Annotated in this window: 23 protein-coding genes; 16 read left to right on the top strand and 7 right to left on the bottom strand. The window is 60.4% G+C overall.

Annotation, left to right across the window (positions count from 1 at the left end; translation table 11 throughout):
- Positions 1-7: 7 nt before the first annotated feature.
- The 7 genes from ACODTO_RS01945 to ACODTO_RS01915 form a co-directional block, all read right to left on the bottom strand.
- The gene (locus tag ACODTO_RS01945) at positions 8-652 is read right to left on the bottom strand and encodes a tetratricopeptide repeat protein (RefSeq protein WP_489105881.1); all 645 of its coding nucleotides are present in this window, start codon (positions 650-652) and stop codon (positions 8-10) included.
- Positions 649-1458, bottom strand: coding sequence for an SDR family oxidoreductase (locus ACODTO_RS01940; protein ID WP_139642112.1), 810 nt, complete (start codon positions 1456-1458; stop codon positions 649-651). The genes ACODTO_RS01945 and ACODTO_RS01940 overlap by 4 nt, the downstream gene beginning before the upstream one ends.
- Entirely contained in the window at positions 1445-2119 is a 675-nt protein-coding gene (locus ACODTO_RS01935) for an iron-containing redox enzyme family protein (protein ID WP_139642110.1), read from the bottom strand. The genes ACODTO_RS01940 and ACODTO_RS01935 overlap by 14 nt, the downstream gene beginning before the upstream one ends.
- Positions 2116-3597: an AMP-binding protein gene (locus ACODTO_RS01930; RefSeq protein WP_489105880.1), complete on the bottom strand. Its 1482-nt coding sequence runs from the start codon at positions 3595-3597 to the stop codon at positions 2116-2118. The genes ACODTO_RS01935 and ACODTO_RS01930 overlap by 4 nt, the downstream gene beginning before the upstream one ends.
- Entirely contained in the window at positions 3587-4264 is a 678-nt protein-coding gene (locus ACODTO_RS01925) for a thermostable hemolysin (RefSeq protein WP_139642106.1), read from the bottom strand. Before ACODTO_RS01925 ends, ACODTO_RS01930 begins: the two co-directional genes overlap by 11 nt.
- A gap of 218 nt (positions 4265-4482) precedes the next feature.
- Positions 4483-4938 (bottom strand): hypothetical protein, encoded by a 456-nt coding sequence (locus ACODTO_RS01920; RefSeq protein ID WP_139642104.1) that lies wholly within the window; start codon positions 4936-4938, stop codon positions 4483-4485.
- Between the two features lie 338 nt (positions 4939-5276).
- Positions 5277-6155 (bottom strand): LysR family transcriptional regulator, encoded by an 879-nt coding sequence (locus ACODTO_RS01915; protein ID WP_489105879.1) that lies wholly within the window; start codon positions 6153-6155, stop codon positions 5277-5279.
- Positions 6156-6335: 180 nt separating this feature from the next.
- On the opposite strand from ACODTO_RS01915, the gene ACODTO_RS01910 reads away from it, so the two are divergent.
- The 16 genes from ACODTO_RS01910 to ACODTO_RS01835 all read left to right on the top strand — a co-directional run bounded on the left by ACODTO_RS01910 (position 6336) and on the right by ACODTO_RS01835 (position 24553).
- Positions 6336-7466 (top strand): serine hydrolase domain-containing protein, encoded by a 1131-nt coding sequence (locus ACODTO_RS01910; protein WP_489105921.1) that lies wholly within the window; start codon positions 6336-6338, stop codon positions 7464-7466.
- 179 nt (positions 7467-7645) lie between these two features.
- Positions 7646-8794 carry an acyltransferase family protein gene (locus ACODTO_RS01905; protein ID WP_489105878.1) on the top strand — a complete coding sequence of 383 codons (1149 nt, stop codon included), beginning with the start codon at positions 7646-7648 and terminating at the stop codon, positions 8792-8794.
- Positions 8795-8822: 28 nt separating this feature from the next.
- Positions 8823-9989 (top strand): efflux RND transporter periplasmic adaptor subunit, encoded by a 1167-nt coding sequence (locus ACODTO_RS01900; RefSeq protein WP_139642096.1) that lies wholly within the window; start codon positions 8823-8825, stop codon positions 9987-9989.
- A complete protein-coding gene (locus ACODTO_RS01895) occupies positions 9989-13162 on the top strand; it encodes an efflux RND transporter permease subunit (protein ID WP_489105877.1) in 3174 nt (1057 codons plus the stop codon). The genes ACODTO_RS01900 and ACODTO_RS01895 overlap by 1 nt, the downstream gene beginning before the upstream one ends.
- Before the next feature lie 78 nt (positions 13163-13240).
- Positions 13241-14242, top strand: a complete 1002-nt coding sequence (locus ACODTO_RS01890; protein WP_489105876.1) for a zinc-dependent alcohol dehydrogenase family protein — start codon at positions 13241-13243, stop codon at positions 14240-14242.
- A complete protein-coding gene (locus ACODTO_RS01885) occupies positions 14239-15429 on the top strand; it encodes an MFS transporter (protein ID WP_139642088.1) in 1191 nt (396 codons plus the stop codon). Before ACODTO_RS01890 ends, ACODTO_RS01885 begins: the two co-directional genes overlap by 4 nt.
- 90 nt (positions 15430-15519) lie before the next feature.
- On the top strand, positions 15520-16440 hold the full coding sequence (locus ACODTO_RS01880; RefSeq protein ID WP_139642520.1) for a LysR family transcriptional regulator: 921 nt from the start codon (positions 15520-15522) through the stop codon (positions 16438-16440).
- Between the two features lie 321 nt (positions 16441-16761).
- Positions 16762-17784: an aldolase catalytic domain-containing protein gene (locus ACODTO_RS01875; protein ID WP_489105875.1), complete on the top strand. Its 1023-nt coding sequence runs from the start codon at positions 16762-16764 to the stop codon at positions 17782-17784.
- Complete coding sequence (locus tag ACODTO_RS01870) at positions 17784-18974, top strand: isocitrate/isopropylmalate dehydrogenase family protein (protein WP_489105874.1); 1191 nt, start codon at positions 17784-17786, stop codon at positions 18972-18974. The genes ACODTO_RS01875 and ACODTO_RS01870 overlap by 1 nt, the downstream gene beginning before the upstream one ends.
- Positions 18971-19678 (top strand): RraA family protein, encoded by a 708-nt coding sequence (locus tag ACODTO_RS01865; protein ID WP_489105873.1) that lies wholly within the window; start codon positions 18971-18973, stop codon positions 19676-19678. The genes ACODTO_RS01870 and ACODTO_RS01865 overlap by 4 nt, the downstream gene beginning before the upstream one ends.
- 40 nt (positions 19679-19718) lie before the next feature.
- Complete coding sequence (locus ACODTO_RS01860) at positions 19719-20888, top strand: LLM class flavin-dependent oxidoreductase (RefSeq protein ID WP_139642080.1); 1170 nt, start codon at positions 19719-19721, stop codon at positions 20886-20888.
- Positions 20885-21445: a flavin reductase family protein gene (locus ACODTO_RS01855; protein ID WP_139642078.1), complete on the top strand. Its 561-nt coding sequence runs from the start codon at positions 20885-20887 to the stop codon at positions 21443-21445. Before ACODTO_RS01860 ends, ACODTO_RS01855 begins: the two co-directional genes overlap by 4 nt.
- A gap of 28 nt (positions 21446-21473) precedes the next feature.
- On the top strand, positions 21474-21842 hold the full coding sequence (locus ACODTO_RS01850; RefSeq protein WP_139642076.1) for an antibiotic biosynthesis monooxygenase family protein: 369 nt from the start codon (positions 21474-21476) through the stop codon (positions 21840-21842).
- A 60-nt stretch (positions 21843-21902) separates the two neighbouring features.
- Complete coding sequence (locus ACODTO_RS01845) at positions 21903-22892, top strand: NAD(P)H-dependent flavin oxidoreductase (RefSeq protein WP_139642074.1); 990 nt, start codon at positions 21903-21905, stop codon at positions 22890-22892.
- Positions 22893-22910: 18 nt separating this feature from the next.
- The gene (locus ACODTO_RS01840; RefSeq protein ID WP_139642072.1) at positions 22911-23687 is read left to right on the top strand and encodes an alpha/beta hydrolase; all 777 of its coding nucleotides are present in this window, start codon (positions 22911-22913) and stop codon (positions 23685-23687) included.
- Positions 23684-24553, top strand: a complete 870-nt coding sequence (locus tag ACODTO_RS01835; protein ID WP_175361464.1) for a DUF6282 family protein — start codon at positions 23684-23686, stop codon at positions 24551-24553. Before ACODTO_RS01840 ends, ACODTO_RS01835 begins: the two co-directional genes overlap by 4 nt.
- Positions 24554-24665: the final 112 nt, after the last annotated feature.

Genomic DNA, 24665 nt, shown 5'->3' with positions numbered 1-24665 from the left:
ACTCCTGTCAGTCGAGTTTCCTGTTCACATCTGCCAGCAACGCTTCGATTTCCTTGCGACGCCCGGCATCGGCGCTTTCCCGCCCTGACCGGGGCGCTGCCAACAAGGCTTTTTGCAAGGCAACCCTGGCTTCACCATAGCGCTTCTGACGGTAGAGGTGATCGCCCCAGAAGTACAGACTATCGATACCATTGGGATTAAGTTGCAATGCCTGCTTGAGCAACGGCTCGGCCTTGTCCGGGTCCCCGAATCCCAGAGGCCAGCCCGGCACCCGGTCATACAATGCGCCGAGACTGGTATAGGCCGAGCCTTGCAGGGCTTGGGGATCAAGGGTCAGGGCCTTTTCCAGATCAGCCTTGGCGCCCTTGACCTTGCTCAGCGCCCCTATGCCGCCCTTGGCACCGGCCCAACTGCTGTTGACGATGCCGGACCAGATCCACGCCTCGGCCACGGATTGGCGCTCCTGCTTGAAGGCCGACGTCTGGACGGCGAGTTTTTCGAAGGCCTCGGCACGTTGTCCCTCAGGCAGATCATATTGTATATGTGCCCAGCTTTGCTGGATGTCATGCAGGCGTTGCTGATCAGCGGCATCCAGGGCCCAGGCGCCTTGAACCAAGGTGCCCAGCAGTAAACCGACAAGGATTCTCTTCATGGCTTGGGTTGCTCGTTTTCGGGTTTATGACTCAGGCGACGGATCAGCGGCAATTGCTTGCGCAGACCACGGTCGACCAGATTGGGCAGCAGGCTGTTGAGCCTTACGAAAAACCGCTCGGGCCAGCCCAGGTAGAGCTCGCGACGATCACCGATGATGGCGTGGATCACCGCCGACGCGACCGTTTGCGGGTCATCGACATTGGCTTTGAGCGCCTGGTTCAGGGCATCGGCCGCCGGCGTGTTCATCGCGGTGCGGGTAGCCCGTGGCGCCACGTAGAGCACGCCGACACGGGTATCGGCCAGTTCCCGGCGCAAGGCCTCGGAAAATCCGCGCAAGGCAAACTTGCTGGCGCAGTAACTGGCATAGCCGGGGTAGCCGATGGATCCGTAGGTCGAGCCGACGTTGACCACCATCGCGCTGTCGGCTCGCTTGAGCAACGGCAGAAGCAGTTTGGTCAGACAGATCGGCGCCGTGATGTTCAGCGCAAGCATGGCAGCGATTTCACTGTCATCGAGCTGCTCGAGCATGGCGAAGTGATTCACACCGGCGGCATTGATCAGCAAGTTGATGCCACCTAACGCCTCGGCGGAGGCCAGGACCTTGCGCCGGTCAGCCAGGAAAGTCAGGTCGGCACCGACCCAGTACAAATGTTGCGGGTAGCGTTCGATCAGCGGCTGCAAGGTTTCGCCATGCCTGGCCACGGCCAGTACCCGTGCACCACTGGCACACAGGGCCGAAGCAATCGCCAGGCCGATCCCGCCGCTGGCCCCGGTCAACACCACCCGCGCATCACACAGGCGCATGTTCATGCTCCCCGTCACGGGGCAAGCCCCGGAACATATCGGTGTAAAGCCGGTACACCACCTGGGAGGCATGAATCACCGCAGCCTGGTCCGCCGGATCGTCCAGCCTGTTCATCAAGCCGCGGTAGGTCTGCATGTGCTCGATATCCAGCGATCCGTGCGAGCTGAGGTAGCTGAATGCCGCGGGCGGTAGCTCCAGGTGTTGGCGGATGCTGTCGGCGGCGTGGGTCGCCAGGGCGATGCTGGTGCCTTCGAGCACATTGACCATGCCGAACAATCCGACTGGATTGCCCCGGGCGATCAGGTCGTAGAGATAACTGACCATCAGCTCGATCGGCAACGACGGCTGCCCGTCGCGCACGGCGTCCCTGTCGCCACCACAGGCGGCTATGTCATCCAGCACCCATTGTTCGTGGCCATATTCTTCCTCGATGTACTCGCACACGGCTTTGCGCAACCATTCCAGGCGCGCGGGCAGGCGCGCGCCACACGCCATCATCAACGGCACGGTGTGGCGCACGTGGTAATAGGCCTGGATCAGAAACGCCCGGTAAGCGCCCAGGCTGACCTGACCGTCGAGCGCATCACGAATGATCGGCAGGTTGAACAGCGTATGGCGCTCTTGCTGCGTGGCTTCTTGCAGGGTGTCGAAAAAACTCATGAAGGGGACTCCTCGGACAGAACGGATTCGGTGAGCAAGGTTCGGTAGTGCTCGACAATGGCTTCCCGGCGCGGGCGCCCATTGGCAGTGAGCAAGCCATTGGCCGCAGTGAAAGGCTCGTCCAGTCGCGTCCAGCGATGGACCTGCGCGTAATCGGGCAAGTTGGCGTTCGCCCGGCTCACTGCCAGCTCCAGCATCTGTGGGGTGCAGTCGACGCGGGTGGGCCAGAGCAAGGCATGGTTGTGCGGCAAGGCTTCGCCATAGACAAAGGCCTGGGCGATATCGCCGCCCTGGGTCAGCTCGGCCTCGACCCACTCGGGGTTGACGTTGCGGCCAAAGCTGGTGACGAACTGATGCTTCTTGCGACCCCGCAAGTAGAGGAAACCGTCATCGTCGAATTCCCCCAGGTCACCGCTGGGCCACCACGGGTCCGAGTGCGGGGCTTCCCCCAGGTACCCGAGCAGGGTCGCGCCCTTGATCATGACTTCGCCGTCATCGGCCAGGCGAAGCTGCACATGGGGCAACGGCCGGCCGACACTGCCACAGCGATGAGCCTGTGGCCGGTTGAGGCACACCACCGACGCGCACTCCGACAGTCCATAGCCTTCAAACACCGGCAAGCCTACCGCTTCGGCCCGTCTGAGCAGATCGTGGGACACCCGAGCGCCACCCACGGCGGCGAACCGCACGAGGTGGGGGTTGAACGCCTTTTGTTCGGCGGCCATGACCAGCATCAGCAGCAATTGTGGAACCAGGATCAGGCTCTGCGCCCGCCGCTCGGCCAGGCAGCCCAGCAGGCGTGTCGGATCGACCCCGCTGGCGCCCTGGATCCCGAGTGTTCGCTGGCTGGGCACGCTGAGCATGGCACCGGCATACAGGGCCGCATAGCAGCCAAGGTTCTCCAGCAGAATCGCCAGGGGTAACAAGGCCAGGTGATGCCTCGCCTCGACCGGTTGACTGGCCTGCTCCAGCTCGCGCGCAACCCGCAGCAGACTGTCGGCGCTCAGGCAGACGCCCTTGGGCGTACCCGTGGTGCCGGAGGTAAAGGTCAGCTTGGCGGTGCCCGCCGGCAGACGGTTCGGCCCGGCGAAGTGTCGCTGCCAGAATTCGCCACTGTGCCGGTAGCCGGCGGCTTGAAGTTCTGCGGCGTAGGCTGGCTCTGCAATCACCCGCTCGGCCTGGCTCTGCTCCAGGCAGTGGCGACGTTGGGCCGGGCTGAAGAATCCGGGCAGGATGACGCAGGCCAGTCCTTCGAATAGCGCGGCAAGATCCCAGAGCATCATATCAATGCCGTTGTCCAAGGCCAGCGCAACCACGCTGATCTGCTCATCCCGCAGCCGTTGCTGGCGCTGCTGGACTTCGGCAAACAGAGTGGCGTAATCCATCTGCGCGTCATCCCCCCAAAGAGCAATGGCATGCCCCTGGCGCTCGGAATGCCCACGCAGGGCTTGCTGAAATCGTTGCACCTCAGGCGACATGGCTGCTCTCCCCAGGCGCGGTGGACAGCTCCAGTCGATTGAACAAGCCGGTGTTGCGCAGATGAATGAAACCCGCGCGGATGTTTCCGACATGGACCCACGGCTGAGTGTCGTAGTAACGCCCCCAGAGATGACGATCCTCGCCCAGGCGCAGTGGATCAGCCGGGCACAGGGTCACGGGCTTGAGGCCCAAGCGATGGAAGCTGTTGACCAGGCCGGCATTGCCGGTGAACGCCACCCACTCCAGGCCGGCGACGGCCAACAAGTAAGTGATGGAGATGATGCTCAGCCGGGCGCTACCGGTGTCGCAGGCGGCCAGGTTGCCCACTTCGACGATGCCGGCACGGTCAACCGGACGACCGGCCGCAGCGCTGATCAAGGGCTCGATGGGCTCATCCAGGTAACGTTCGAGAAACAGTGGTTCTTGCGCAGCGCGGCGTACCCCAGCTACGGCACAGAGCGTGCCGCCGGCATCATCGAGTCCGAACAGCTCTGGCATGAAGTGACGAATATCGGCGCCATGGACCTGGCGGAAACGCTGCTGGATAAACGCTTCGAACTCAGCACGCCGAGGGTGAGCCGGCAGACCGTGGTGCAATTGGCGCAGAGGCTGTCCGTCGCCCCCGAAAGCCAGGGGCAAGTGGATATTCCAATCGAAATCAGGCATGGGCCGATGCTCTCCATAAACGTGTTGCTGGGGAGTATCGAGGCCTTGTCTTAACGAAGTCTGAAGATGGCATGCCAAGGCAGGCGGCCAATCAGAACGCAGTTCCAGTCGGACTGAAGTCCGAACGACGAGGCAGTGAATGCGTAACCGAACGGCCACCTGGACATGACCAAGCGGACGAGTTGATCAACACACCAGGTCAGGGCAACCGCGCCTATTCAACGGGCCAGCCCGCCGAGTTCGATATCGGGAAGCCATAAGGCATCTATGCACTGCTGCGAATCCTCCTCAGTCACGGGTTCAAGGTTGATCGGATCAAGACCCAGACCATCGACCAATGCCAGGGAAACGAGGCTGTTTTTTTCCAAGAGCGCCTGGGCCACGCATTGACATAGGGCTCGCGGCGACGCCCTTCGCGGATAATCTATTTCGGCTATTTCAAATTCAATTTCCAGCTGCGCGGTGCAGGTGCTTATCAAAGACTGTACGGCACGCGAGGCGAAGTGAAGCGTGACGAAATAACCCATCGCCAGCATCACCAGGGTGGCCAACAAGATAATTGCCTCCCTCCTCCAGACGCTTGCGCCAGATCGAAAACCGGGGAACCGCTCCGCCATTCCCCGCCAGCGGGCGCGGAAGGTATGAACCACATCAACGAATCCTTTGACTGTCATGACCGGGCCCTGCCCCAACGTATGGCTCAGAGCATGACGCCCGACGAGCGTCGTTGTTTGACTTGAATCAAACTGTGTTGAGTCCTTCTTGTTGAGTCGTGTGGTGACGGTGGGACGCGAGCGACGCGCAGACTTATTGCACCCGCCATAACCCAGGAATACCGAGCGTGGCTACATGACCGCTCACGGGCTGGCACCGGCGCAGGCCGAGAAAAAATTAACGTCGTGTCCGGGATTAGTTGGCCACTCCACTTACTGGTTCTGCACGAACTGTTCCCCTCAGGCATGAGAATGTGTTGGTCCTGTCCTGCACCCACCATCGCTCCACGCCGCGCCCCTTACATATGCACGGAAATAAAATCCACGAAACAGCGCAGCTTGGGCGTGATGAAGCGGTTTGGCGGCCACAGCACGCTGAAGTGGATGGTGCGGGTTACCTCTTGGGTGAGCACGGCCTTCAACGCTCCGGACTCAAGGGCCTCCTTGACGGCGAACTCCGGCAGGCAGGCGATGCCCCGACCCTCGATCGCAGCGTTGAAAAGCATGTCGATATTGTTGCAGACCAGCACGGCCCGCAGGTCCTGCGCGCCGTTGCGGGCTTTATCCGGTAGCGGCCAGCGCTCAAGCTTGCCGGTGGATGGCACCCGGTATAACAGGCAGTCATGGTTGCTCAAGTCGTCGGCGTCCGCGGGCGTACCCTGAGCCTGAAAATAGGCCGGGGCGCCAACCAGCAGGAAACGGAAAGCGCCCAATCGCCGCGCCACCAGGCGGGAGTCATTCAACTCACCGGTCCTGACCACCGCATCAAAGCCCTCCTCCACGACATCCACCAAGCGATCGCTGAAGTCGAGTTCCAGATGGATGTCCGGGTATCGCTTGGCAAAGCGGGACAACAACGTGAACAGGAACTGCCCGGCCAAAGGCAGGCTCACGCGCAGCTTGCCGCGCGGTTCGCTACTGGTGCTCGACAACTCCAGCTCCGCCGCTTCCAGTTCATTGAGCACCCGCTGGCAGCGGTTCAGGAAAAGCATGCCCTCCGTCGTCAGGTTGATGCTGCGGGTACTGCGATGAAACAGCCTGACGCCCAGGCGCTGTTCCAGGCGTGCGACGCTTTTGCCAATTGCCGATGACGACACGCCCAGTTGTCGTCCCGCCGCGACGAAGCTGCGGGTTTCGGCGACCTGGACGAAAACCGAGATTCCGCTGAGGTTGTCCACGCTCTCTCCTTGAGTTTGCGTTATGCATTGCGGAACGAAACGTCCGATGTGTCCGGAATTCTAGCCTCTGTTTCCCCTGCCGTCTGCGACCTAGCATGGCGACGTCCATTACAGCAGGGAATCGCGATCATGACCGCCAAAGAAACCATTCAACACTCCAGCGCTATCGCCACTGACCCCATGCAGGCGCGAATCGACGCCGCACTGAACAGCGCCATCGAAGAAAAACGCCTGGTGGGAGCCGTGGTGCTGGTCGCCCGTCGTGGCGAGATCACCTATCGCAACGCCGCGGGGCTGGCTGACCGAGAGGCTGGCCTGCCGATGCGCACCGACGCCTTGTTCCGGCTCTCTTCGGTGACAAAACCTATCACGTCGGCGGCCGCCCTGGCCTTGGTTGCCCAGGGCCGCATCGGCCTGGATGATCCTATCGCTCGGTGGTTACCGGAGTTCCAGCCAACCCTGGCGGACGGCACCCGCGTGTCCATCAGCCTACGACAATTGCTCAGCCATACGGCCGGCCTTAATTACGGTTTTCTCGAAGCCCAGGGTGGCGGCGCTTATGCGCAGGCGGGTGTGTGTGACGGGCTGGAAAGCGCGCCGCTGACGCTGGAGGAAAACATCCGGCGGCTGGCTACCGCGCCGCTGCTGTATCGCCCTGGCACCCATTGGGGGTATTCCATCGCGACCGATGTGTTGGGCGCGCTGATCGCACGGGTGTGTGAAACCAGCCTGGCCGACGCGATCTCGCAACTGGTGTGCGAGCCTCTCGGCCTGTCCGACACCCGTTTCAATGTCGTCGACACTTCCCGGCTGACGGCTGCCTATCTGAACGACGATCCCGCGCCACGTCGCATGAAGGGCGTCGAAGTGATCGAGGTTTTCGAGAACACCGCTGGCATCCGCATGGAGGCGGATCGGGCCCTCGACAACAGCGCCTACCCTTCAGGAGGTTCCGGGATGGTCGGCTCCGCCGAAGAGTTCCTGACCCTGTTGGAAACCTTGCGCCAGGGCGGCGGCGCGCTCATGCCAGCGAGTCTGGCCAAGGAAATGGGAACCGTCCAGACCGGCGACCTGGAACTCGCCAACTGGCCAGGCCGTGGGTTCGGCCTGGGGTTCACCGTGCTGACTGATCCACAGGCGGCGCAGGTGCCGGAGTCGGTCGGCACCTGGCGCCTGGGCGGGGCTTTTGGTCATTCCTGGTTTGTCGATCCGGCACAAGAGATCTCCGTCGTGGCATTCACCAACACCGCCTTCGAAGGGATGTTCGGGCAGTTCACCGTCGATCTGTGCAACGCCGTATACGGCGCTTGAATCACGCCTGCCTGGCGTTGCGATAAGGAGTCCATCATGAAAAGACCGGCTTGAGAGCCGGCCTTCATGCGAATGCAATTTGAGTTGTCCAGCTTTGTTTTGGCTACCTGCCCCATGGAATTGACCAGGCACCAAGGCCTTCGCCAGTGCCGCGGATCTTTATTGAAAGGTATCGACTCATGACGCATTCACGCCTGTACCACAACCATGCCAACGTGCGACTGGATTCCCTGACGGGGTTTCGATTTGTCGCGGCAGCCTTGGTGTTCTTCTTTCACGCCTCACTGACGAAGATCATCGGATTCAATCCGTTTGCCGACCAGCACATCGTCGCCGGCTTCCAGCGCTTGTTCAGCGTGGGTGGGTGGGTTGGGGTGTCGTTTTTTTTCATGCTCAGTGGTTTCGTCATTACCTGGTCCGCCCGCAGGAACGATACGCTCGGGGCGTTCTGGCGCCGACGCCTGGTAAAGATCTACCCTAACCACCTGATCACCTTCGTCCTGGCGATGATCCTGTTTGCCGTACCGCTGACCGCCATCAGCGCCTGGTTGCCCAACCTGCTGTTGGTTCATGCCTGGGTGCCGGATATGTCGGTGTTCCTGAGTGTCAACGGCCCGTCCTGGTCGCTGTGTTGCGAATTGGTTTTCTACCTGGCGTTCCCGTTCCTCCTGCGCGCGTTGTGGAAGGTCCCTGAGAACCGACTTTGGCTAACCGCCGGCATGACGGTCTGCGCCATGGCCGCAACTCACTGGCTCATTGCCGAAGCTGTCAACGACCAACCGCAGATCGCCGAATACCCGATCTCCCTGAATCAGTGGTGGTTGGCTTACTTCTTTCCACCACTGCGGCTGTTCGAGTTCGTTCTCGGCATGTTGATGGCGCGTATTCTGACGACGGGGCGCTGGATTTCCATCCCGCTGGCACCGGCCCTGGCGTTGGCGGCGGTGGCTTACTTCCTCGCAGGAGAAGTGCCCTTTATCTACAGGCTGTCACTCACCACTGTCATCCCGATTGCCTTACTGATCACCAGCCTGGCTGCCGCCGACGTTGCGCAACGCAAGTCCTGGTTTCGGCATCCGTTGATGGTTTGGCTGGGAGAGATTTCGTTCGGGTTCTACATGATCCACCTGCTGATCATGACGTGTGTGACCTCACTGTTGGACGGACAACGTTTTGCCGTTGTACCGGCGTTTTTCATTCTTGCCGCCACGTTCTACCTGTCGCTCCTGGGTGGCTGGTTGCTATTCAAATTCGTTGAGCAGCCCGCCATGCGGCGCTGGGGCAAGGCCAAGCCGATCGAGCGGCCATTGAGTGTCCCTCAAATCTGATTTTCTCCATTTAGAAAGGATGCTTGCCATGTCATCGTTTACTCGCAGGTTGAGCGGCGTGCCCGCCTGGGCACTGGGCGCATTGGTGCTGGCGGCGCTTGCCGGCTTCGCGATCAGCATGAAGTCGCCGGTTGCCCAGGCTAACCCCGCCCCCGCACCGCTGCCCCAAGTGCAAGTGATGGCCGCCGTCACCCGTGATGTCGTCGACTGGCAAAGCTATACCGGTCGCCTGGTCGCCACCGACACCGCAGTCATCAAGCCTCTAGTGGCCGGCACGCTCATCAGCGTGCACTTCAAGGACGGCGCGATGCTGCGTAAAGGCGACCTGATGTTCGAAATCGACCCGCGGCCTTATGCAGCGGCGCTGCAACAAGCTCAAGCCGCGCTTGTGGCAGCCAGATCGATGAGTGTGTTTGCCCAGAAAGAGCTGGAGCGCTACGAGCATCTGATTACCAGCAATGCCATCGCAAAAACCGACCTGGACAAGCGCATACAGAGCGCCAACGAAGCCCAGGCCAGGGTCAATGAGGCCCAGGCCAGGGTCGAGCTGGCAAGGCTCGATCTTGAACACACCCGCATTCTCGCGCCGTTTGACGGTCGGGCGTCACGGGTAGAAGTGACGCCGGGCAATATCGTCGATGTGGGCGAACGATCCACGGCCCTGACTAATCTGGTGTCGATCTCGCCGATCTACGCTGACTTCGACGTGGATGAGCAAACCTTTCTGCGTTACCTGGGCAGCCGCCCGGCGGGCGATGCGGTACCGGTCATGCTCGGGTTGGCCCACGAAGAAGGTTATCCGCGCAAAGGCAAGCTGAGCTCCCTGGACAACCGGCTGGACACCCGGTCGGCCACTATCCGGGTCAGGGCCAGTTTCGACAACAGCAACGGGGAACTGCGCCCGGGCCTGTTTGCCAGGGTGCTGCTGCCGGGCAGTGCCAGCCGCCCCGCTACCTTGGTTGACGACAGCGCCATCGGCACCGACCAGGACAAAAAGTACGTGCTGGTAGTCGATGCCGAAGACCGCGTCCAGTACCGGCAGGTCAAGCCTGGGATACGCCAGGGTGCGCTACGTGTCATCGATCAAGGTATCGAACCCGAGGAACAGGTTGTCGTGAGTTCCTTGCACCTGGCGACGCCGGGCACCCAGGTTGCGCCGGTACGCGCACCGTCACAGCCACAGGCGCAACAGTGATGAATATTTCCGGATTTTTCATCGACCGCCCGATTTTTTCCGGCGTACTCAGCGCCCTTGTATTGTTGGCCGGCATCCTCTCATTGGCGCGTTTGCCAGTGTCGGAATACCCCGATGTCGTGCCGCCGCTGATCGTGGTGAACGCTCAATATCCAGGCGCCAACCCCAAGGTGGTGGCTGAAAGCGTTGCCGCGCCCCTTGAAGAGCGCATCAACGGCGTGGAAGGCATGTTGTATATGCAATCCCAGGCCAACAGCGATGGGACGTTGGCGATCAACGTGACGTTCGCCTTGGGTACCGATCCCGACAAGGCTCAGCAACTGGTGCAGAACCGCGTCTCCGAGGCCTTGCCGCGCCTTCCGGCCGACGTGTTGAACCTGGGCGTCACCACCAGCAAATCGTCATCGACCCAGACCCTGGCGATCCATCTGGTGTCGCCCAACAATGAATACGACGCCAACTACCTGCGCAACTACGGCATCCTGAACATCAAGAGCCAGCTTGAGCGCATACCTGGCGTCGGCGAAGTACGTATCTGGGGCGGCGGCGATTACGCCATGCGGATCTGGATCGACCCCGACAGCGTGGCGCAGCGAGGCCTTACCGCCGGTGAGGTGGTCCAGGCCATCCGGGAGCAGAACATCCAGGTCGCGGCCGGCGTCATAGGCGCTTCGCCCATGCGCGCCGGCGTCCCGCTGCAGCTCTCGGTCAATGCCCAGGGTCGCCTGAAAACCGAAGAGGAATTCGGCAACATCGTCATCAAGACGGTGCCGGACGGGGGCGTGACGTATTTGCGCGATGTGGCCCGGATCGAGTTGGCGGCTTCCACCTACGCGCTTCGCTCGCTGGTAGACGGACAGCCAGCGGTGGGCTTCGGGGTGTTCCAGATGGCGGGCGGCAACGCCCTGGACATCTCTGCCCGTGCCCGGGAGATCATGGCTCAAGCCAAGGCCGATATGCCGGCGGGCGTCGATTACAAAATCGTCTTCGACCCGACCCAGTTCGTTCGTTCCAGCATCGACGCGGTCATCAGTACCCTGTTCGAAGCCATCGTGCTGGTCGTGCTGGTCGTCATCGTGTTCCTGCAGACTTGGCGTGCATCCGTCATCCCGCTGCTGGCCGTGCCGATATCAGTCGTCGGCACACTGGCGTTCTTGCTGGCTTTCGGATTTTCCATCAATGCCTTGTCGCTGTTTGGCCTGGTATTGGCGATCGGCATCGTTGTCGATGACGCAATCGTGGTGGTGGAAAACGTCGAACGCAATATCAGCCAAGGCTTCTCCCCTCACCAGGCGACTCATCGAGCGATGGCAGAAGTCAGCAAACCGATCATAGCCATCACCCTGACGCTGGTTTGCGTATTCATTCCGTTGGCGTTCATGCCCGGTCTTTCCGGCGGCTTCTACCGCCAGTTCGCCTTGACCATTGCGATTTCCACGGTGATCTCGGCGTTCAATTCGCTGACGCTTTCCCCAGCCCTCTGCGCCCTGCTGCTCAAGCCCCATGGCGCACCGAAGGATCCACTGGAGCGTGGGATCGACAAAGTCATGGGGCGATTTTTCCAGGGTTTCAATCGTCGGTTCAAGCAAGCCGAGGACCGCTATGGCGCCGGCGTGCGCGGGGTCCTGGCACACAAAGGCAGGACGTTCGCCTTATTCGGCGTTCTGCTGTGTGCCTGCGCATGGCTCAGCCACACCCTGCCGACGGGATTCGTTCCGGCCCAGGACAAGGAGTTCCTGGTGGGCTTCGCCCAACTGCCCGCCGGCGCCTCGCTGGATCGCACCGAGCATGTCATCCAGCAAATGAATGACATCGCGCTCAAACACCCTGGCGTTGCCCATACCCTCGAGTTTCCCGGCATGTCCGTCAACGGCCTGATGAACTCTTCAAGCTCCGGAATCATTTTCGTGATTCTCAAGCCATTTGCCGAACGCTCCGGCGACGCGCTGGGAGCGAACCGGATAGCGGCAGACCTCAATGGCGAATTCAAAAGGATTGCGCAGTCCTTCACGGCGGTCTTCCCACCTCCACCCGTCCTGGGCCTGGGAACGCTCGGCGGATTCAAATTGCAGATCGAGGACCGGGCGAGCCTGGGGTATGTCGCTCTCGACAGCGCGGTCAAAGCGTTCATGACCGAGGCTGCCAAAGCACCGGAACTGGGACCACTGTTCTCCAGTTACCAGATAAACGTGCCTCAACTGGATGTCGATCTCGACCGGGTCAAAGCCAAGCAGCTCGGCGTCTCGGTGACAGACGTATTCGAAACCCTGCAGATTTACCTGGGTTCTCTGTACGTCAACGACTTCAACCTTTTCGGGCGCGTGTACCAGGTTCGGGCGCAGGCAGATGCACCCTTCAGGGCCAATCCCGAAGACATCTCGCGCTTGAAGGTACGCAATGCATACGGCGACATGGTGCCCCTATCGACGTTGTTGTCGGTCAACCCCGGTTACGGGCCGGAAATGGTCGTGCATTACAACGCGTTTACAGCGGCGGACGTTAATGGCGCGCCTGCTCCTGGCTATTCCTCGGGCCAGGCGGAAGCGGCCATCGAGCGCATCGCCCGGCAGACCCTGCCCCAGGGCATACGCATGGAGTGGACCGATCTGACCTACCAGCAGCGGTTGGCCGGTAACGCGACCGGCTGGGTGCTGGCGGTCAGCACGCTACTGGTTTTCCTGGTATTGGCGGCACTGTACGAAAGCCTTTTGTTGCCGCTGGCGGTGATTCTGATCGTGCCAATGGGTGTGCTCTCGGCCTTGGCGGGCGTCTGGCTGACTGGAGGCGATAACAACATCTTCACCCAGATCGGCCTGATGGTGCTGGTGGGCCTGGCGTCCAAAAACGCGATCCTGATCGTTGAGTTTGCAAGGGATCTGGAGCGCCAGGGGCATACCCCTCTGAGCGCCGCCTGGGAGGCCAGCAAGCTGAGGCTTCGACCGATCCTGATGACCTCGATTGCCTTCGTGATGGGCGTTGTTCCCCTGGTGATTTCGACCGGTGCCGGTTCGGAGATGCGCCAGGCCATGGGCGTCGCGGTGTTCTTCGGCATGCTGGGCGTGACTGCATTCGGGCTGCTCTTTACCCCGCTCTTCTACGTGCTGGTTCGCAGCGTCGGCCGCCGGCTACCACAGCGAAAACCGATTGCCATTGCGGACACATATATCCGTTAACACCGGAACTCCAGCGCGTTTTTCTGCATTGGACGCGCCCCTAGACTGAAAACGTTCCCAACCCTTGCGAGAAATACCATGACACGTGTCGTTCGGTTTTATGAGTACGGTGATCCAGAGGTTCTGCGGATCGAGGATTTACCGGTCGCCCAGCCCGGACCCAATGAGGTTCGCATCAAAGTCAGGGCCATCGGTCTCAACCGCGCCGAGTCGATGTTCAGGCGCGGTCAATACCTTGAACAGGCTGAGTTCCCCAGCCGACTCGGGTACGAGGCTGCTGGTTTCGTCGAAGCCGTGGGCGACGCCGTACACGACTTTGAAATAGGTGATCCGGTCAGCCTGGTCCCCCCTTCGAGCATCGCTCAATGGGGAACCTATGCCGAGCAAGCGGTCGTCCCGGCGGCGATGCTGGTCCGGCATCCCGACTCGCTCAGCATGGAGCAGGCCGCTGGAGTCTGGATGCAATATCTCACGGCCTGGGGCGCCTTGTTACCCGTGGCAAAGCTGGATGCGGGAGATTTCGTGCTGATAACCGCGGCGTCGAGCAGCGTAGGCCTGGCCGCCATCCAGATTGCGAACCGGGTAGGAGCGATTCCTATCGCAGTGACCCGTGGCGAGGAGAAGGTGCGCAAACTGCTGGCAGCCGGTGCCGTCCATGTGATCGTCAGCGACGTGGAAGACCTGACAGCACGTGTCGAGCACATCACCGCCGGTAATGGCGTACGGGTTGTCTTCGATCCTGTGGGCGGTCCGGCTATCGAGCAACTGGCGGACGCCACCTGTCGCGGCGGCATCATCATCGAATACGGCGCCCTGAGCAGCGAACTTTCGCCCTTTCCGCTGTTCACCGTGCTGGGAAAAAGCCTGACGTTGCGGGGATACCTTCTGCATGAAATCGTCAACGATCCCGTCCTGTTTGCCCAAGGCAAGAGGTTCGTATCCAGCGGCCTGGTTGATGGCAGCCTGTCCCCGGTGATCGCCAAGACCTTTGCCTTCGAAGAAATCGTCGAGGCCCATCGTTACCTGGAAGCCGGAGAGCAGTTCGGTAAAGTCATCGTGACCCTGGAGGACCGGCCATGAAAATGTTCAACCCGTTGTTCTTCATTGCCCTGGGTCTGTTCGGGGTCTACACCATCGAGTTCGGCGTGGTCGGTATCTTGCCCGTGATCATCGAACGCTACAGCGTAAGCGCCTCGGAGGCAGGTTATCTGGTAGGTCTGTTCGCCCTGATCATCGCGGTGTTCGGTCCCTTCATGGTGCTGTTGCTCTCGCGTTACAACCGCAAGCGGATCCTGACCTTGTCACTGTTCATTTTCGCCGGCGCCAGCGCCTTGTCGGCTTATGCGCCCAATTACGGATCACTGGCGGTCCTGCGGATCATTCCGGCGTTCTTCCATCCGGTGTATTTCTCGCTGGCGTTCGTCGCGGTGGCCTCTCTCTATCCCAAGGAACAGGCTACGCAGGCGACGGCCAAGGCATTTGTCGGCACCAGCATGGGCATGGTTCTCGGCGTGCCTATCACCACCTGGATCGCCGCTCGCTTCTCCTACGAAGCGGCCTTTCTGTTCTGCACCGTGGTCAATGTGATTGCCGGGCTGGGCATCATCGCCCGGCTACCCGATACCTTTGCCGGACAGCGGACGCCTTACGGGGAACAGTTGGCTATCCTGCGCAAACCGACGCTGTGGCTCAATATTCTGGCCTCCACCCTGATCTTCGGTGCGATGTTTTCGGTGTATTCCTACAGCGCCGAGTACCTGTCTCGTGAAGCCGGCATGAGCGGTGAGGTGATCAGTGCCCTGTTGATCCTGTTCGGCGTGGGCGGTGTGGCCGGTAATCTGCTGGCGGGCCGTTTATTGTCCAGGAATAAGGTAGGTACCACGCTGATGCATCCGATCATGCTGGGCGTGTCGTACCTGATCCTGCATTTCTTTGCCAGCCCGGCCATCTTGCCGATGGTCTTGATCATCGTCCTATGGGGTGCCACCCATACCAGTGGCCTGATCGTGACCCAGGTCTGGCTGACCTCCGAAGCCCCGGAGGCTCCTGAATTTGTTACCGGTCTGTATATCTCGTTCATCAACCTTGGCGTGACGCTCGGCGCAACTGCCGGTGGCTGGTTCCTGGCACGCATGGGCATGGAAGGAACCATCATCAGCGGCCTTGTTTTCTGCGCGTTGGCAGCCGCGACAATCGCGACCAAGGTGCTCGTGTACGGGGCGCGACAGCCAGGTCTTACGCCGGAAACCCAAGCGGTTTTGCACTAGAGTCATTCATTGAAGACCGTGGCAAGCCACGGTCTTTTTCAAACTCAGCGGAGTTTCTATCGGTCAGAACCACTCGGACGGAGTCACGATATGGATGTTAGCAGCACCTCACTCACAGCCACGCAAACCGTCGATTTCCCTGTGGACAGCACCCAGTTCGACTGGGAAAACCTTCGATACTTCATTGCCTTTGCGAGGATACGGTCCCTGGCGGCTGCGGCACGATCGTTGAACGTCGAGCACGCCACCGTCTCACGACGGATAGCCGCCCTCGAAACGGCCCTGAAGATACGCTTGGTGGACCGACGCAGCCACCGATACGAGTTGACCGAAAACGGCGAACGAATCGCCCAATTGGGTAACCGCATGCAGGAAACGGCTTGTGCCTTGAGTCGCGCGGTCTGCGCGATTCGCACCGATAAAGTCGCGGACATTACCCTTAGCGCGCCTCCCCACCTGACGACACACTTCATTGCGCCACATCTGGGTCGGTTAAGGGAACAATGCCCTGACGTCAACGTGCGGATCCTGTCCAACCCACGCATGGCTTCCATGGCCAGGCGCGAAGCGGATATCGCAATCAGCGTCGGGCGCCCGACCGAGACGGATCTGGTCGTGCGCAAGATCGGCACCTTGGACTTCGGCTTCTTCGCCGCACCTTCCTATCTCCAGGACCGAGCGGCTTCAGCCTATGAATTCATTGCCCATGACGATGAGCAGGAACCCTCCCCTCAGCGCATCTGGCTGGAGAATGCGGCAGGCCAACGGCCCGTGGTGTTAAGGGTAAAATCCTTCGATGTACAGGCCGAAGCGGCCAGGGCGGGGGCTGGTATCGCGTTGCTGCCTGTATTCATGAGCGATGCCTCAGGTGGATTGCAAAGGGTCCCGGTCGAAGAGCAGCCATTACATGCTGAATTATGGCTGGTGGTCCATCGCGACATGCGAAATGCCCCCGGAATACGGGCAATGATGGACTTCGTCATTCATTGTTTTGCCCAGCAACATCGCTAATGAATGGTTCGACTCGACTGGGAAATTTTTAACAGTCGCTGTTAAAAACAACCTGTTTACAACCTGTGGGATATTGTCCAGTATCGAACTAGGTCAGGCAAATTAGCTGCCGCTTAAAGCGTGACCTCAAACAAAGCTGTATCGCTGCATTCCTACAATAATAAATCTCCCTGCCCGTACGATGAATAATGTTGCCGCTACCGGCAGACTGTTATACGTATTCGGCTGCGCAAGACATTGTTACTCCTGGTTGCCTCTGTTTATTCGAAGTAAAAACGGCACACTTGCGTGCCTTCGAAACATGATAAAGGGACTGTATTCATGAACCAGATAAAGATTATCGATGTCACGCTACGAGATGGTGGGTACCGTAATGATTTCAACTTTACTGTTGATTACGCCCAATCTGCAATTTCTCAAATGATCGAAGCCGGCATTCCTTATTGCGAGATCGGTTACCGCAACGGTTCGTTTGTGCGCAAGCATGAGCATGGTCTCACCAGTGCTGTCGACGCTCGCTACCTGAACGCGGTCCATGCGGCCGCAGCGGGTAGGATCGACCTGTGCGTCATGGTGCACCCGCACAACGTCGATGCCAGCGATTTCCAGTTGCTTCAAGAGCATGGCGTATCAATGATCAGGGTTTGCCTGCGCCGCGACCGCCTGGAAGATGGGCTGGCCACCGTGCGGCTAGCCAAGTCCTACGGTTTCCAGGTAAGCGCGAATATCACGCACGTCACGACGCTGGGGCCCGCGGAAATATCCGATATGAGCCTGCGCGCGGAAAACGCCGGGGCAGACTTGCTGGTGTTTGCGGACTCAAACGGCAACATGATTCCGACCGATGTCGACCGGCTGATCACGCGAATATCCAGCCGGGTCCTGATTCCCCTGGGCTTTCATGCCCATAACAATCTCTCCCTGGCGCTTTCCAACTCAATCGCCGCCATGGATGCCGGGGCCGAATACATCGATGCATCCATTTGCGGCATGGGAAAGGGAGCCGGCAACCTGCACTTGGGTGTGTTTGTCGCGTACCTGCAGCGTGCCGGTATTCGCAATGACTATGATCTGGTAAGCGCCCTGCATTTATCCCAGCTCACCGCCGACACTGTGCCGGCCAGCAGCCTTCCGTTGTCGCTGACGGATGTCATGATGGGCACTTACAACATGCCCTTCGATGTTCAGCAACGCCTGGATGAAGTGATAAAGGCGCACCGCCCCGCTTCAACTTTCCATGCTTTGCAAATATTGCATGAACAAGGCAACCGCAAATCGGAAAAACCTATAAAGCCGTTACCGACAACTCTGTCGCCCTCACTTGCAAGTGGAGGTATTCGCTAATGAGCCAGCGCCAACAAGTATGTGTTCTGGCAGGCGACGGCATAGGCGTCGAAGTCACCGAGGCGGTACTGCCGCTATTTGAAGCCCTTGAGTTGCCCATCGATCTGAAGTTTGGAGATATCGGTTGGAGCTGCTGGCAGAAAGAGGGAAATTGCATTCCGGATAGAACCTGGGACCTGATCAACGAAAGTAACGCAACGCTGTTGGGAGCCATTACCAGCAAGCCTCTTCGTGAAGCAGAAGCAGAACTTTCGTCAACACTCAGGGGGACCGGGCGGGTTTATGTTTCGCCAGTAATCCAGCTTCGCCAGAAACTCGGGCTGTTTGCCAACGTGCGGCCTGTTACCGATGTGCTGGGTAATAACCGCTATCGCTTTTCGGTGATTCGAGAGAACACCGAAGGCCTGTACGCCGGGCTGGATTTCGCCAGCATTCCGCAAGCCTTCGAGCCGATACTGGCTGAGCGCGAACGCAACGGAGCGCCGTGGACGCGCGAGAGCTGCACCGACGCCACGATGACGGTGCGCCTGCAAACTCGCGCAGGGCTTTTGCGGCTGTTCCGCTTTGCGTTCGAGCACGCGCGCCAGCAAGGCTACGACCGCGTCACGCTGGCGGACAAGCCCAACGTCCTGCGGTACAGCGGCGCGTTTGCCCGAGAGATCCTGGAATCGGTTGCTGCGGATTTCCCCGACATCCAATGCAACATCGATAACGTTGACGCCGTTGCGTTGTGGATGGTCCGACGGCCCGAGCGCTTCGGGGTGATCGTGGCGGAAAACATGTTCGGAGACATTCTTTCCGACCTCGGGGCTGGCGTCATGGGTGGCCTGGGCCTGGCTCCCAGCGCGAACATCGGGGCCCAGGGAGCCTACTTCGAACCCGTGCACGGCAGCGCGCCCGCCTATGCAGGCCAGCACCGGGCCAACCCGAGCGCGATGTTCCTGTCCGTCGCGCTGATGCTTGAACACCTTGGACATGCCCACGCCGCCCAAGCGACTCGAAACGCGGTTGCCCAGGTGGCACGCAGTGATTGCCGCACCTACGACCTGGGCGGAACGGCCAGCACCTTCGAAGTCGCGACGGCCATCGTCAAGCAAACCCTCGAAGGGGCGGCACTGCTTGACGGGGTGACATCCCGGCAGTCCAGAAACCAGGACAAGCACGACCTGAAAAAAGGAGCCCATGCATGAATGCGATCATTTCTCCTGCCGTGAAAGACAACGATGCGCTGCTCAAAGCCTGCGAGGCACTCGACACCGCCAGTCTGTCGGACGCACTCGACAGCCTGGGACTGGCCGGGGGCCTGGCAGGTCTCAATCAGCAGGTACCGGGAACCCGCTGCGTGGGCTTCGCCTACACGGTGTTGTATGAGCCCGTGCATCAACGAAGCGGCTTCAGGACCGCTGCCAACTACATCGATGAGGTGCCGTCCGACGCGATCATTGTGTCCAGCAACCCTGGGCGCACCGACTGCACGACATGGGGCGACATCCTGACCCACGTCGCGAAAAGCCGGGGCATTCGCGGCACGCTGATCGACGGGGCCGCGCGGGATATCGATACGGTCCAACGCCTGAACTACCCACTGTTCAGTCGCGCCCGCTTCATGCAATCGGCGAAGAACCGAGTGCAGCTCAAGGCGACCCAGGTTCCCGTGCAGATATCCGGCGTCACGGTCAATCCGGGCGACCTGGTGATCTGCGACAGCAGCGGCTGCCTCGCCATACCTGCCGACAAAGCCGAACAGGTCATCCAACGCGCCCAGGCCGTCGAGCAGACTGAGAAAGACATCATCCAGAGCGTGAGCGATGGCGCCACCCTGGAACAGGCCCGCGCCCTGCACCGCTACGACCAGCCCTGGCTGTCACCCAAGGAAAAGCAAGCCAACGTTTGAGTTACGACTTATTCCATTCATTTGAAAGAGTACTCATGACATGACCACTGCAAACGTTTCCATTCGCAAACCGAATCCGGTGCGCGACAGCCAGAACAAAATCAAACTCGGCGTGTTCGGCTTCAATATTGAAGGCGGCTGCACGCTGACCACCGCTCCGGAGCGCCACCGAGCGGCTGACTGGCAAAGCAACCTGGCAATCGCCACCCTGGCCGATCGAGCAGGCCTTGAGCTTTTGCTGCCCGTGGGTCGTTGGCGCGGCTGGGAAGGCGCCAGCAATCCGATGGGCGTCTCCTACGAAACCTACACCTGGGCCGCTGGCCTCGCATCGGTCACCGAGCAGATCGCACTGTTCACCACGTCGCACTTGTCCACGGTCCACCCATTGTTTGCCGCCAAACAGGCGGCGACCATCGACCACATCAGTGGCGGCCGCTTCGGGTTGAACATGATCTGCGGTTGGTTCGGCCAGGAAATGGGCATGTTCAATGGTCACCAGCGTGACCACGACAAACGCTACGACCATGCCGATGAATGGATAGAGATCGCCAGAAAAGCATGGGAGGCCAACGGATACTTCGACTATGAGGGCGAGTTTTTCAACGTCAAGCAAGGCTACGCCGAACCCAAGCCGATCAACCGGCCGTTCCTGATGAACGCTGGCGGCTCTCCAAGGGGTCGCCAATTCTGTGCCAAGCACTGCGACGCCGCGTTCCTGATCCTCAAGCACGAAGATGACGACGACACCATCCGCGAACAGATCAAGGCCTACCGCGACCTTGCGCGCCTGGAACATGGCCGGGAACTGCAGATATGGGTGTATGCCTACGTCGTTCACGAAGACACCCTGAGCCAGGCGCACCAGAAGCTCGACTACTACGTGACCCAGCATGGAGACGACGCCGCGCTGGATAACGTGACCCGCGAGATCGGTGTGCAGAGCGGTATGTTCAAGGACGCCGCCGATGCCGAGCGTTTCCGTTTCCATTTCAAGGCGGGTTTTGCTGGCGTGCCGTTGGTGGGTACCTCGCAAATGATCGTCGACCAGATGCAGCGCTGGTCCGACCTGGGTGTGGACGGCATCAACCTGACCTGGCTGGACTACCAGAGCGGGCTTGAGCGCTTCGTCAAGGAAGTGTTGCCGTTGATGGAGCAAGCCGGCCAGCGCGCGCCGCACAAGCCTGTCAGGATCATGGAGGCCGTGGCATGAGCAGATATTCTCGAGCCCGCAGTGTTTCGGGCAACGTCGCGATCCTGCCGATTCCTACCGACGTTGATCCGGGCGAATTGACGGATCAGTTCAAGAACGCCATGCGCAGGTTGACGTCCAGCGTAGCGATCATCGCCAGCCGCGACGGCGATGACCCCGTGGGCATGGTCGCGACTGCGGTGATCTCGGTGAGCACCTCGCCCCCTGCGCTGCTGATTTGCGTCAACCGCTCCGCCAGCCTCCACAGCCCGCTCACGCTGTCCGGGCGTTTCAGCGTCAATCTGCTGAGCGCGGCCCATAGCGCTTTGGTGCCGGTGTTCGCCGGGCAGGTCAAAGGCCCCGAACGTTTCGCCCACGGGCAATGGGAAGACGTCCAGGGTCTGCCCTGCCTGGCGGATGCGCAATCGAGCCTTATCTGCACCTTGGACAAACGCCTCAGCTATGGCTCCCACGATGTGATCATCGGCCGCGTCGACGCAGTCCAGTTCGCCGAGCCTATCAATCCACTGCTTTGGGAAAACGGCAGCCCGGCGATATCCGCCCGGCTGACGCAATGACCCACCCCCATCTTCAGGAGAATGACTCATGACTCAGATCGAACAATTCCAGGCGCCACAATCGGGCGAAGACCAAGCCATTTTTCTGGTGAACGTCGTCCATGTGAATCCAGGCCAGCAAGATGCCGCCCTGGCCGTCCTGCGCGATACCGTCCAGTACGTGGCGCAGACCTACCCGGCCTTCCAGTGGAGCCGACTGTACAAAAGCCTCGACGGGAAGACCGTCATCAACCAGGCGCAATGGACCAGCAAAGAAGCCTTCGACTCGTTGTTTCAGGACGAGTCATTCATGTCACGTTATTCGGGCCTCAAGGACACCGGGACCTGGGAGTTTCACCTTTACCAGGTGAGCGATTTCATTCCCCAGGCGCTGACCGCGGCCCTCATCACTGAGTGAAAAAAAAGCCGAAACGGGCAGGCCCCGCTGGCCTGTCCGTACGACAACAGGAGTATCGATATGGCTGATCTCAACACGCGCCTTACACAACGCTTCAATATTTCCCACCCCATCGTCCTCGCGCCCATGGGGGGTGCCTCGGGGGCGAAACTGGCTACCGCGGTATCCAAGGCCGGTGGATTGGGGCTGGTCGGCGCCAGCTACGGCGACGAACAGTGGATGCGCACCGAGCTGGCGCCCATGCGAGAGCTGAAGCAGCCATGGGGCGTCGGCCTGGTGATGTTCACCGTGGCACGGAACATGGCGCTGCTGGATCTGGCACTGGAATACGGACCCAACGCCATAGCCTTGTCATTTGGCGATCCTGCGGCATTCGTGCCGATCATTCATCGGGCCGGCGCAAAAGTTATCGTGCAGATCCATGAGCTGGACCAGGCCAGTGCGGCCCTGGACGCCGGGGCCGATGCCCTGATCGTCCAAGGCGCCGAGGCAGGCGGGCATAGCTTGCGCCGCGGCCTGATGCCACTGTTGCCCGCCGTGCAGGATCAAGTCGGCGACAAGGTTCCGCTGATTGCGGCCGGAGGTATCGCAGATGGGCGTGGCGTGGCGGCAGCGTTGATGCTGGGGGCCGACGGAGTCATGTTGGGCACACGCTTCCTCGCGTCCGAGGAGGCCCTGCCTTCTGCCGCGTTCAAAAAGCGCCTGATCGAATCCAGTACGTCGGACACGGTGCGCACGCGAATTTTCGATCTGGTGCGCGGCATCGAATGGCCTGAACACTACAGCGGCCGGGCCATCGCCAACCGGTTTTCGCAAGCGTGGCTGGGCCGCGACGAGGCACTGCGAGAGGCGCCGGATTCGATCCGACAGGACTATGCCCGGGCGGTTCTCGCCGACGATCTCGACAACCGCGCGATATGGGCAGGTGAGGTTCTGGATCTGGTCGGCGACATCAAGCCGGCACGCCAGATCGTCCACGACTTGTTGAGCGAAACCACGCGAATCCTGCGCAACAGTCAACAACTGTTGGCTCTCGACAAAATCGCTTGAGCACCCGGGAGAAAGATTATGCAAACGTCCAATGCAGTAAGCTGCCAATGGGGCAACGGCAATCAACTGGCGGTGGTCATGTCACCGGTCATGCCCGTTTGGGATGAAGGTCTGTTCTTCCAGCCCATGATCGCGCCTCTGGTAAAAGCGGGTTACCGGGTGGTCGTATTCGACACGCTATCGCTGCTGGCTGACGAGAGCGAATCCCTTGAAGATTTTTCGCAGCGTTGGCAACACGTGTTGTCGGCGCTGGGCCATATCGATCTGCTGGTAGGCTCGGCCCTGGGTGGCGCGGTCGTCCAGGCGTTACTCGGCACCCGCCTCGCGACCCGGGTCAGCAATGTGCTGTTGCTGTCCTCCCCTGCGCTGGCGGATGGAATTCTCGATGGTCGACTGGGGAAAATGGCCGATCTGGCCCTGCTTGGCGATCTTGAACAAGCGCTTCAACTGCTCGATCAATTCGTACAACCGGCGACCCGGACACGCCCCAGCGGGCCAATCGACATCGACCAAGCCAGTGCCGCACTCCAGGCCAAGCGCCTGCACCTGGGTTTCCGGCTGCTCAATCGCCTCGATCTGCGGCAGGCCAGCCACAGTTTTCCCGGTGCATTACTGACGGTCTATGGTGAACAGTCACAGCTGGTACGCGGTATCAACGTGCATGTCAACGAGCAGGCCCGCCATTACCGCTTACCCATTCCCGATGGCGGCATGCGCCCATTGCTCGACGCGCCGGCATTGGTCATGCGCACCGTGCGCGAGCACTTGGGCATCAATCTGGAGGTGGCCGCATGAGCCACCCACGGCGTTTACTCGAAGCTGACTTTATCGATGTGCATTATCACGCAGGTCCCGACGCCTACCTGCGACGCCATGGTGTGATGGAAACAGGTCGGCGCTACAGCTCGCTGAACGGCTGGGTGGTGCTGAAGAACCACCTGGGCTGCAGCGCTTCACAAGCCTGGGAGGCCCGACAGGAAGGACTTCCCGTCTCCGGCTCGGTGGTTCTCAATGAAATCGTCGGCGGTATCGATTTCCGAGTGGTACAGCGTTCGCTGTGCCAACACGGAGACAGCGAAGCCCGGCTGATCGTGCACCTTCCCACCGTCACGGGTCGCACCCACCAATCCCGCCTCAAGCGCAACAGTGCCCATTGGATCCTGGATAAATACCCGATCCGGCCGCTGACCGTCAGCCATGAAGGGAAATTGAACGAACAGACATTGGATGTGCTGCGGATGGCCCGGGACTACCCGATCGTCATCTCTACCGGCCATGCCGACGCCCAGGAAGTGCGTCTGTTGATCGACGCGGCGGTTCGGTTGGATGTGCCCCGATTGATGCTCAACCAACCGGCGAATCCTTTAACCGGTTTGGACGCCGGTGCCCTGCTGGAGTTGGCTCAAGCGCCCATGGTCTACACCGAACAAACCGCACTGACCTATCTGCTCGGCTACCAGTCATGGGAAGACTTCACCCAGGTCCTGCGCGACGTGCCCAGGGCGCTCTATAGTTCCGACCTGGGCCAGACCTCTCAACCTGATATCGAACAATGGCAGGTAGACAGTTTGCTTTGGTTCGAACGGATGCGATTGGGCAGTCAGCGAGCGCAGCAGGTCACCCGAGGGAATGCACAAGAACTGTTGCGACTGGAGCCGTAGCGCGGACGGGACCGGTGCTTGTTTGGCGCGTCTTGCACTAACGCCGCGAGCACCGGCGTATTCCCGTCGACGCCACCTGCATCTGGCTAACCACCACGTACCCAAGAACTGT

This window comes from Pseudomonas sp. FG13, assembly GCF_057809755.1.
The sequence above is the reverse complement of the archived record's forward strand: the minus strand, read 5'-3'. Positions and strand labels throughout refer to the sequence as shown.